Raw genomic sequence first — 7,155 nt, forward strand, 5'->3', positions numbered from 1 at the left:
TGTCCGCCTCCCCCTCTAAACTGGGAGCCCATGGTCGAGTCATCCGTTCCCGTCGTCGTTCCCGGCGGCACCGGCGGCGTCGACGACGACCTGCTCGACGGGCTCAATCCCCCGCAGCGCGAGGCCGTGACCTACCGCGGACCGGCGCTGCTGATCGTGGCGGGGGCAGGGTCGGGCAAGACCCGCGTGCTCACGCACCGCATCGCGTCGCTGCTGCGTCGCCGCGAGGCGTGGCCGAGTCAGATCCTCGCGATCACGTTCACGAACAAGGCCGCCGGCGAGATGCGCGAACGCGTCGGCCAGCTGGTCGGCGAGAGCGCCCGCGGCATGTGGATCTCGACCTTCCACTCGGCGTGCGTGCGCATCCTGCGGCGCGAGGCCGAGAACTTCGGCTTCACCTCGTCGTTCACGATCTACGACTCCGGCGACTCCCGCGCGCTCATCAAACGCCTCGTGAAAGACCGCGAGGCCGAGCGCTTCGGACTCAGCCCCGCGGGCGTGCAGGGCCGCATCTCCCGCCTCAAGAACGAACTGACGGATGCCGCGGCTTTCGCCCGCCAGGCCAACTTCTCCGACCCCGCCGAACGCCTCTTCTCCGAGCTCTTCGGCGACTACGAGCGCGCGCTGCAGCGGGCAAACGCCTTCGACTTCGACGACCTGATCGCGCAGACCGTTTACCTCTTCCGCGCGTTCCCGGCGGTCGCCGACGCCTACCGCAAGCGGTTCCGGCACATACTCGTCGACGAGTACCAGGACACCAACGCCGCCCAGTACGCACTCATCCACGAGCTCACCCGCCCCGTCGTCGGCGCCGCCGAGGCGTATTCCAGTGGCGGCATGATGATCTTCGAACCCGAGCACGCGCCCGAGCTCGAGGGCGCGTCGCTGACGGTCGTGGGCGACTCCGACCAGTCGATCTACGCGTTCCGAGGCGCCGACATCCGCAACATCAGCGAGTTCGAACGCGACTTCCCCGGCGCCCGCGTCGTGCTGCTCGAGCAGAACTACCGGTCGACGCAGAACATCCTCTCCGCCGCCAACGCGGTCATCGGCCACAACTTCGACCGCAAGGCGAAGAACCTCTGGACCGACTCCGGCGCCGGTGAGCGCATCGTCGGATACACCGGCTACTCGCAGCATGACGAGGCCCAGTTCGTCGCGGACGAGATCGAGGCCATCCACCGCCGCGGTGTCGACTACTCCCAGGTCGCCGTCTTCTACCGCACCAACGCCCAGTCGCGTGCGCTCGAAGAGATCCTCATCCGCGCCGCCGTTCCCTACAAGATCATGGGCGGCACCAAGTTCTACGAGCGCGCCGAGATCAAGGACGCCCTCGCCTACCTCACCGCCGTCGCCAACCCGGCCGACGAGATGGCGCTGCGCCGCATCGTCAACAAGCCCAAGCGCGGCATCGGCGACGTCTCCATCGAGACCATCAGCCGCTTCGCCGCCGACCGCGGCATCACCTTCCGCGAGGCACTCGGCCACGCCAGCGACCTCGGCGTAGGCCCCAAGCTGCAGACCGCCATCACCCATCTGCACGGCGTGCTGGGTGCGGCATCCGAGATCATGCTGCCCGCCAGCGGCGAAGTGGCCCCGCCCACCGCCGTCGCCGACGGGCTCTCGCTGCTGCTGGGACGCAGCGGCTACCTCGACGCGCTGCGCATGAGCCGCGACCCGCAAGACGAAGCGCGCGTCGAGAACCTCGACGAGTTCGTCGCCGTCGCCCGCGAGTTCGCGCGCAACAACCCCGACGGCACCGTCATCGACTTCCTCGCCGAGGTCGCCCTCGTCTCCGACGCCGACGACCTCGACGACGCCTCCGGCTCGGTCTCGCTCATGACCCTGCACACCGCCAAGGGTCTCGAGTACGACGCCGTCTTCATCACCGGCGTCGAGGAAGACCTGCTGCCGCACCGCATCTCAGCCGGCGAGCCCGGCGGCCCCGCCGAAGAGCGCCGCCTCTTCTACGTCGGCGTCACCCGCGCGCGCAAGCGCCTCTACCTCTCCCTCGCCATGACCCGCGCGCAGTTCGGCGAGATCGCCTCCGCCGTGCCGAGCCGCTTCCTGCAGGAGATCCCCGCCGACCTCGTCGACTGGCGCCAATCGCCCGCCGACCTCGTGCGCCAGGCTCCGCCCCGGTTCGGCGGCGGCTCGGGCTCCCGCGGCGGATTCCGCAACGAAACCCCCGCGCTCCTGCCGAAGTCCACCTCGCTCGACCGCTTCGCGAACAAGGTGCCCGCGAAAGTGCGTGACAACGGCGACATGGAGCTCGCGGCGGGCGACCGCATCCGTCACGACGACTTCGGCGAGGGACGCGTCGACGCGGTCACCGGTGAGGGCGCGAAGCGCATCGCGCACGTGCGCTTCGACTCCGGGGCGGCCAAGAGGCTGCTCGTCAAGATCGCGCCCATCGAGAAGATCTGACGCGTTCACCGGCCGTCGGCCGCCGCGCCCACAACTGTCCACACCACCGATAGGGCCCGTCCGAGCCCCGACGTAGGCTGTGCCCATGGCCCTCTTCTCCCGACGCCCCGCGCCGAACGCCGCTTCCGAATCGACGGATGCCGCGGCCCCCGCGCCGACGGGCGAGACCGCCGCCGCATCGGCTCTCGGCACAGCTGCCGGCAACACCACCGACGGCACCGCTTCCGGTGAGGGCGACATCACCGCGGCCGCCGAAGCCGCCTCCATCGCCGACGCCGTTCCCGAAGTGTCGATCTCGATCTCCACGTTCGGCGCGCCGGGCGCCGCGCCGGCCGCCGTTCCGGCGCCGGCACCCTTCACGCTGCCCTCGCCCGAGATGCCCGCCGTCACCGAGGCCGTGCCCGGCATGCCCGACAACGTGCTGCTCAAGGCGGCGCTCGCCGCCCTGGTCGCCGACGCGCCGGCGCCCCAGCTCATGAATGTCGCCCGTCAGCTGCTGCAGGGGCACCTCTACCTGCGGGTCAAGGGCGACGCCCGCGCCCTCGTCGACGCGGGCAAGGAGTTGCCGCTGTCGATCGCGACCCGCGGCGACGAGCGGTTCGCGCTCGTCTTCTCAGGCGGCGAGGCGCTGCGAGACGCCGTGAATGCCGACGGCGACACCGACACATCCGCCGTCTCGAAGCCCGCGATCGAGGTGCTGAACGAGGTGCTCACCGATGACTTCGCGGGCATCGCGATCGACCATGCCTCCACTCCGCATTCCGCGATCCTGCCGCGGCAGCTGCTCGAGCGTGCGCTGGTCGACCTCGACCCCGAGCTCGCCGTCAAGACCCTGCTGCTCGGTGCTCGGGATGCCGCCACCCCCGCCGCCGTCGCCGGTGTGCTCGTCAGCGCGCCCCTGTGGCTCGCCGCCCGCACCACCGAGTCGGGCGACATGGGCATCGCGGAGGTGCACACCGAAGACGGCACCCGCTACATCGAGGTGTTCTCGCACCCGCTCGAGCTCATCGCGCTCGGCCGCGGCGACGAGCCCGTGCAGATCACGGGCCCGCAGCTCGGCGCCGCGCTGCGCAGTGACGACGGCATCACCGGAGTCATCGTGGATCCGGCCGGACCGTGGATCTCCCTCACCCGCACCGACCTCGCCCCCGTGCTCGCGCTCGATGCGCCCTAAGGTCCCGGCGCTCCCGCGCGATGCGCCCTAAGGTGAGGCCATGGCCGGCGACAGACTGACCCTCATCGTCCCGGGGCCCCACGGCGATCGGGAGATCTCGCTGTCGAGCCCCGGCCGCGTCATCTGGGCGGAATCGGGCATCACCAAGCGGGAGCTCGCCGAATATCTCATCGCCGTGGCGGGGCCTTTCCTTGAGGCGAACGGGCAGCGCCCGGTGTCGCTCGAGCGGTTTCCCGGCGGCATCGACGGCGACAGCTTCTTCTCCAAGAATCCGCCCAAGGGCGCCCCCGCGTACGTGGAAGCGGTCGACGTCACCTACCCGAGCGGACGGGTGCACCCGCAGCTCGTGCTCACCGAGCCCGCGGCCGTCGTGTGGGCGGCGCAGATGAACACCGTCGTCTTCCACCCGTGGGCCTCGCTCGCCGCGGCGCCCGACCTCCCCGTCGAGCTGCGCATCGACCTCGACCCGCAGTCAGGCACCGGCTTCCGCGAGGCCGCGGCCGTCGCGCCCGTGCTGGGCGACCTGCTCGCGGACGCCGGGTTGACGGCGTGGCTGAAGACGAGCGGGAACCGCGGCATCCATGTCTTCTGTCCCATCGAGCCGACGCATGAGTTCCTGGATGTGCGCCACGCCGTCATCGCGGTGGCGCGCGAGCTGGAACGACGGCTCCCCGACCAGGTGACGACAGCGTGGTGGAAGGAAGAGCGCGGGCAGCGCATCTTCGTCGACTTCAACCAGGCCAACCGCGACCGCACGATGGCGGGTGCCTACAGCCCGCGCGCGACGGCGGCCGCGACGGTGTCGACGCCGCTGCGGTGGGACGAGCTCGATGGTCTCGACCCGCACACCTTCACCGTGCAGAGCGTGCCCGAGCGCCTCGCCGCGGTCGGCGACCCCTGGGAAGGGTTCGCGGCCGCGCCGGGTCGCATCGACGTGCTTCTCGACTGGTGGCAGCGCGACCTCGAGGCCGGGCTTGGCGAGCTTCCGTTCCCGCCCGAGTTCCCCAAGATGCCCGGCGAGCCGCCGCGCGTGCAGCCCAGCCGCGCGAAGAAGGACTGACCCGCGGGCGCACCCCGCCCCCTATCGCCGAATCCACTCGCGCGAGCCGAATCCCTGCTTCACCTGCGACGGGATGACGTGGACTCGACGCCCACCCGTGGATTCGGCGCCAAGCGGGGGCAGCGCTCGCGCGGCGCTCAGTCGAGAACGGCGGCGAGATCGTACGCCGCGATCTGCTCGAGCTGCGCGAAGGTGCACGACGCGGCATCCCGATCGGGACGCCATCTCTCGAACTGCACCGTATGCCGGAACCGAGCTCCCTCGAGCTGGTCGTAGCGCACCTCGAGCACGCGCTCGGGCCGCAGGCGCACGAACGAGACATCCTTCGAACCGGTGAACCTCGACCGTTCGCCCGCACCCGTCACGACCTCTCCGTCGGCGTCGCGCTCGACGAGCGGGGCAAGCTCGTCGACGAGCTCGAGCCGGCGCGCCGCGGTGAACGCCGACACCCCGCCGACCTGCCGCAGCTCGCCGTCATCGCCGTACAGTCCGACCAGCAGCGACCCGACGCCCGCGCCCGACGCATGCACGCGGTAGCCGAGCGCGACGACATCGGCCGTGCGCGCATGCTTGATCTTCAGCATCGTGCGCTTGCCCGGCGCATACGGCTCATCGAGCCGCTTCGCCACGACACCGTCGAGCCCCGCCCCCTCGAACTCGGCCAGCCAGCGACCGGCGACATCGGCGTCGAGGGTGGTGCGGGTCAGATGAACCGGATGCCCCACCCCGGCCAGCATCCGTTCGAGCCGCGCGCGGCGCTCACGGAAGGGCGCATCGACCAGCGGGTCGTCGCCCTCGGCGATCAGGTCGAACGCGATCAGCATCGCGGGGGTCTCCGTGGCGAGGCGCGTGACACGCGACGCCGCCGGATGGATGCGGGCGCTCAGCGCCTCCCAGCCGAGCCGCTGTGCACCCGGCTCCCCGGTCGCGACGACCAGCTCGCCGTCGATCACGCACGGGCCGGGCAGCACCCGGGGGAGCGCATCGACGATCTCGGGGAAGTAGCGGGTCAGCGGCTTCGCGCCACGTGACGCCAGCTCGACCTCGGTGCCGTCCCACGCGGCGAGCACGCGGAAACCATCCCACTTCGGCTCGAACGAGAGGCCCGCGGCATCCGGGATCGCATCGACACCCTTGGCGAGCATCGGCGCCGGCACGTCGTAGCGCACAGTCACCTCGCCTTCGCCCGCGCCCACCGGGCGGGCAGCTGCGGGCCGTCCCAGACCTGCACCGCCCCCCACACGACCGCCGTGATCGGCACGGCGAGCACAGCCCCGATCACGCCGCCGAGCACCGTTCCGACCGTCAACGCGATGAGGACGACGAACGCGTGCAGCCTCATGGAGCGCCCCATGAGCACCGGCTGCAGGAAGCTGCCCTCCAGCTGGTTCACGAGCACCACCACGCCGACGACGAGCAGGGCGTTGACCCAGCCGTTCGCGACGAGAGCGACCAGAGCCGCGAGGATGCCCGCGAGCGTCGCCCCCACGATCGGGATGAACGCGAGGAGGAAGACGAGCACCGCCAGCGGGATCGCGAGGGGCACCTGCAGGATCAGGAGGCCGATGAGGATACCGACCGCATCGACCGCCGCGACCGCCGCCGTGCCGCGCACGTACGACCCGAGCACCGACACCGTCTTGGTGCCGATGCGGCGCGCCCGCGCGTAGTGCGCTCCCTCGAAGGGGCGCAGCAGGAAGCTCCACATGCGCGCGCCATCCTTCAGGAAGAAGAACAGCACGACCACCAGCAGCACGAGCGAGGTGAGGAACGTCGCGACCGCGCTCACGCCCGCGAGCGCGCCCGAGCCGAACTGCGCGCTCGTCACGAATCCGCGCGCGGCGGTCAGCCAGTCATCGATCTGCGCGGCGTCGATCGCGATCGGCAGTGTCGCGATCCACTCCAGGAAGTGCTCGAACCCGCTCTGCGCCTGCGTCGACAGTTCGTCGAACTGGTCCCGCACGGCCCAGACGATCAGCCAACCGACGAGGCTGAGCAGCACGAGAATCGTGAACAGCGTGATCAGGGTGGCCGCGACATCCGGCACCCCTCGGCGTCGCATCGCACCCATCACCGGAGCGAATGCCGACGCGAGGATCAGCGCGAGCAGCAGCGGGATGACCACCACCGTCAACGAGCGGATGCCCCAGATCGCCCCCGCGAGCAGCGCCACCACGACGATGATCTGCAGCGCCCGCGTCGCGAGCGAGCCGAAGCCGTCGGTCCACAGCGCGGCGAGGCGGGAGCGTGGCGAGAGGGGCGGAAGGTCGGGCGCGGTGATGGCGCGCGCGGTCGGCGGAGCGGAGCGTCGTCGTCGGAGCAGTCCCATGCCCCGACGCTAGCGTTCGTGCGGCGGGTGAGACAGGGGGTTGCCTGGGCGGGGGCGATGGGCGGCGAGCCGAATCAACGTCCGCGCATCGATTCCATGCGTCACCGCGGGGGCGAGGGGGTGGATTCGGCGCGCAGATGTGGATTCGGCGGGGGAGGGAGAGGG

At 71.0% G+C, this 7,155-nt stretch carries 5 protein-coding genes; 3 read left to right on the top strand and 2 right to left on the bottom strand.

The annotated features are described in order from the left end of the window. Positions 1-30 precede the first annotated feature (30 nt). The 3 genes from ABT08_RS08225 to ligD all read left to right on the top strand — a co-directional run bounded on the left by ABT08_RS08225 (position 31) and on the right by ligD (position 4,661). Positions 31-2,427 (top strand): ATP-dependent helicase, encoded by a 2,397-nt coding sequence (locus tag ABT08_RS08225; RefSeq protein ID WP_288114594.1) that lies wholly within the window; start codon positions 31-33, stop codon positions 2,425-2,427. An 85-nt stretch (positions 2,428-2,512) separates the two neighbouring features. Beyond that, a complete protein-coding gene (locus ABT08_RS08230) occupies positions 2,513-3,601 on the top strand; it encodes an SseB family protein (RefSeq protein WP_056518717.1) in 1,089 nt (362 codons plus the stop codon). A gap of 40 nt (positions 3,602-3,641) precedes the next feature. Then, positions 3,642-4,661: a non-homologous end-joining DNA ligase gene (gene ligD / locus ABT08_RS08235; RefSeq protein ID WP_288114598.1), complete on the top strand. Its 1,020-nt coding sequence runs from the start codon at positions 3,642-3,644 to the stop codon at positions 4,659-4,661. Between the two features lie 137 nt (positions 4,662-4,798). On the opposite strand, the gene ABT08_RS08240 is transcribed toward ligD, so the two are convergent. Together ABT08_RS08240 and ABT08_RS08245 are read right to left on the bottom strand one after the other, a co-directional pair. Next, positions 4,799-5,830 carry an ATP-dependent DNA ligase gene (locus ABT08_RS08240; protein ID WP_288114619.1) on the bottom strand — a complete coding sequence of 344 codons (1,032 nt, stop codon included), beginning with the start codon at positions 5,828-5,830 and terminating at the stop codon, positions 4,799-4,801. A 2-nt stretch (positions 5,831-5,832) separates the two neighbouring features. Next, entirely contained in the window at positions 5,833-6,990 is a 1,158-nt protein-coding gene (locus ABT08_RS08245) for an AI-2E family transporter (RefSeq protein ID WP_288114601.1), read from the bottom strand. Between the last annotated feature and the right edge of the window lie 165 nt (positions 6,991-7,155).

It is taken from the genome of Microbacterium sp. SCN 71-21 (assembly GCF_001725695.1).
GTDB classification, from domain to species: domain Bacteria; phylum Actinomycetota; class Actinomycetes; order Actinomycetales; family Microbacteriaceae; genus Microbacterium; species Microbacterium ginsengisoli.

What these genes read in the sequence shown, in the direction of transcription:
- ligD (WP_288114598.1), top strand. Translation starts at nt 3,642, where the DNA reads ATGGCCGGCGACAGACTGACCCTCATCGTCCCGGGGCCCCACGGCGAT.
- ABT08_RS08245 (WP_288114601.1), bottom strand. Translation starts at nt 6,990, where the DNA reads ATGGGACTGCTCCGACGACGACGCTCCGCTCCGCCGACCGCGCGCGCC.
- ABT08_RS08230 (WP_056518717.1), top strand. Translation starts at nt 2,513, where the DNA reads ATGGCCCTCTTCTCCCGACGCCCCGCGCCGAACGCCGCTTCCGAATCG.
- ABT08_RS08225 (WP_288114594.1), top strand. Translation starts at nt 31, where the DNA reads ATGGTCGAGTCATCCGTTCCCGTCGTCGTTCCCGGCGGCACCGGCGGC.